Origin of the sequence: Terriglobus sp. YAF25 (assembly GCF_052113305.1) — a bacterium.
Classification (GTDB): Bacteria; Acidobacteriota; Terriglobia; order Terriglobales; family Acidobacteriaceae; genus Terriglobus.
In genome coordinates this window covers 1-2,843 of record NZ_JBFRCY010000619.1, presented here as the reverse complement: position 1 = coordinate 2,843, position 2,843 = coordinate 1, and the positions used below count along the sequence as shown (strand labels likewise).

At 59.8% G+C, this 2,843-nt stretch carries 4 protein-coding genes; 3 read left to right on the top strand and 1 reads right to left on the bottom strand.

Annotated elements, in window-relative coordinates:
* Both AB4043_RS21260 and add read left to right on the top strand, forming a co-directional pair.
* The coding region (locus AB4043_RS21260) for an APC family permease (RefSeq protein ID WP_442308008.1) at positions 1-658 on the top strand (658 nt) is incomplete at its 5' end.
* 165 nt (positions 659-823) lie between these two features.
* Positions 824-1,855, top strand: a complete 1,032-nt coding sequence (add, locus tag AB4043_RS21255; RefSeq protein ID WP_442301028.1) for an adenosine deaminase — start codon at positions 824-826, stop codon at positions 1,853-1,855.
* A 101-nt stretch (positions 1,856-1,956) separates the two neighbouring features.
* Here the strand turns inward: add and AB4043_RS21250 are convergent, their stop codons facing one another.
* On the bottom strand, positions 1,957-2,502 hold the full coding sequence (locus tag AB4043_RS21250; RefSeq protein ID WP_442301029.1) for a hypothetical protein: 546 nt from the start codon (positions 2,500-2,502) through the stop codon (positions 1,957-1,959).
* A gap of 116 nt (positions 2,503-2,618) precedes the next feature.
* Here AB4043_RS21250 and AB4043_RS21245 point away from each other — a divergent pair.
* The coding region (locus AB4043_RS21245; RefSeq protein WP_442308007.1) for a hypothetical protein at positions 2,619-2,843 on the top strand (225 nt) is incomplete at its 3' end.

Here is a 2,843-nt window from a genome sequence, read left to right as displayed (position 1 = left end):
CTGCACCCTTCTCTACGTCGGGGTCGCCGCCATCCTGACCGGCATCGTGCCCTGGCAGTCCATCGCGGGCGATGCTGCCCCGGTGGTGACGGCCCTCAAACGTATCAGCCTCACGCCGGAAGGCCATCACCTGCATTGGGTGCGTCTGGCCGTGCTTCTCGGAGCCATCGTCGGGATGATCTCCTCCATCCTCGTCTTCCAACTCGGTCAGGCCCGCGTCTGGTTCGCCATGTCGCGCGATCGCCTGCTGCCCGATATCTTCAGCAGCCTGAACCCGAAGTACCGCACCCCCGCCTTCGCGACCTGGTTCGCCGGCATCCTCGTAGCCATTCCATCGGGACTCTTCGACGTGGGCTCGTTCGCAGAGATGTCGAACATCGGCACCCTCTTCGCTTTCGTTCTGGTCTCAATCGGCGTGATCGTACTTCGCCGCCGCCAGCCGGAACGTCATCGAGGCTTCCGCGTTCCATTCGGCCCGGTCATTCCCGTCCTCAGCACTCTCTGCTGCYTGCTCCTGATGGCCGGCCTGCCGGCTATCACCTGGGTACGTTTCTTCGTGTGGCTGGTGATCGGGCTCTTTGTCTACTTCCTCTACAGCCGCAAGCGCAGCGAGTTCGCGCCCAAGCCAGAAACCGTCGCCACGCTGCAGGGAAGGTAATTACCATTACCTCCGCATGCTCTCCACTTAGAGCATTTTCCCTGTTATTGGGCATCCCGGAAGAAGAGTGCCGCGGCGTTTTCATTGCGGATAACGCCCATAGGTGCCGAAACCCTGCACTGCACCTACAGGGAAAATGCTCTATTGCCCGGTACACTAACAATCATGCCGCAACGGGCTTTGTATCCCCCCGATCTCGAACCGCGCGACTGGCTCCGCCGCCTGCCGAAGTGTGAGCTGCATCTGCATCTCGAGGGCACCATCGAGCCGGAGACCCTGGTCGAGCTCTCCCGCAGGCATGACACCACTCCCCTTACGCTGGAACAGGCCCGCGCACTCTACCGGTACGACAACTTCCTTGAGTTTCTGATGGCCTTCAAGGCCGTGACCGAACGCCTGCAGACACCGGAAGACTACGAGCTGATCACCTATAACATGGTGAGCGCGCTCGCCGCCCAGGGCGTCGTGCATGCCGAGGCTTACATCTCTTTCGGCATCATCTACTTCATCAAGCAACTCGAAGTCGAACCCTTCGTCGAGGGTATCGAACGCGGCCGTCTACGCGCTGAAAAGGACTTCGGCGTCACACTGCTCTGGATCATCGATGCCGTACGCCACTTCGGCGTAGAGGAAGCCGCCCGCGTCTTTCACAAAGCCGCCGAGCTGCGCGAGCGGTACCCCAGCATCGTGGGCATCGGCATCGGCGGTGACGAAGCGCGCGGCCCCGCCGATCAGTTCCGCGATCTCTATCTCGAAGCCAGAAAGGCCGGCCTGCGGCTGACGGCACACGCCGGCGAGTCAGTCGGCCCGCACAGCATCTGGTCCGCCATCAACATCGGCGCGGAACGCATCGGCCACGCTCTTACCGCCGCCCAGGATACGGAGCTCCTGGAAGTGCTCGCCGAAAAGCAGATCCCTCTGGAGTTGAACATCACCAGCAATCTGAAGACAGGCTGTTGCTCTTCGCTCGATTCCCACCCGGCACGCGACTACTTCCACTCCGGCCTGATGGTCACGCTCAATTCCGACGACCCGCCCATGTTCGGTGCCAACCTGCTGGACGAATACATCCTGGCCCACGAACAGCTCGAGTTCACCCTGGAACAGATGCGCGAACTCGCCGCCAACTCCGTAGAAGCCAGCTTCTTAGGCCCGGAACGGAAGCTTGCGCTGCTGCGGCAGGTGGAACAGTTCTAAATAGTTGAATAGTGGGAATAGTTGAATGGTTGAATAGAGCCGGTTGCACCACAAACCACCATTCAACTATTCAACGATTGAACCATTCAACTCGCGCCCGTTCAGGGAGCGGGAACCATCACTGCATTCGGATCCACCTTCGGGATTCCGAAGTGACCGCTCAGGTGGAGCAGGTCCAGGGGCCGGAGCTGGCACGAGATCGAGATGAAGCTCATCTGCCGCGGCTGACGGATCAGCACCGAAACATCATCGATCTGCGCTCCGCTGAAGTGCATCCACAAGTCAGTTCCGGTTCCAGGGTCACGCTGATTGGCATTTACCAGGTGCTTCCATCCAGCAGCCCTGTATTCGGCGGCCACCGACGCCATCTGCTGCGGGTCGTAGCCGATCTCGTCGCGGAAGTGATAGTTGGTAACTGTAATTCCGTGAATCGCTGCGGCAGCCTGGCGGGCGTCTTCATCCGCCAGCAGCGAGTCCGCGGAATCCAGCATCGCCTTGTCGAAGCTGAAGCTGGAGCGCGATCCGGACGAACCCATCAGCTCCACACCCTCAGGGATACGGTTCATCAGCGGTTGCTGTGCGCCGGCATTGGCGCTAAATGACACAGCCAGCAACGGTAACACTAGAAAACGAAGCCAGGAACGCATCTTCATCACCTTCTTAAGAACCCGAAGTTGACGAGTTGGTTACTCATGGATAGAAAATTTCCCCGGAAACTAAGGCTTTCTGCAAGCCATGCCGATGGTGCGTTATGATGCATGGCATGAAGCCGTTTGGAAAGCGCCGCATTTTTGGCACAAGGCTCGATAAGATTCCTGCCGTAGTGATTGAATCTCTACCCAGCAGCGAGCCCTCGCGCTCGCGCGTGTTGAAAACCGTCGGCTGGGTCTCCGCCGGCCTCGGCGCCGTTGCTCTGGGCCTCTTCGTAGGCCGCGAATTGCGCCAGCGTTACAAGTTCAATCGCCGCACCCCCTACGACGCCYACTCG

Coding starts and splice junctions, on each gene's coding strand:
- add (WP_442301028.1), top strand. CDS start 824: ATGCCGCAACGGGCTTTGTATCCCCCCGATCTCGAACCGCGCGACTGG.
- AB4043_RS21250 (WP_442301029.1), bottom strand. CDS start 2,502: ATGCGTTCCTGGCTTCGTTTTCTAGTGTTACCGTTGCTGGCTGTGTCA.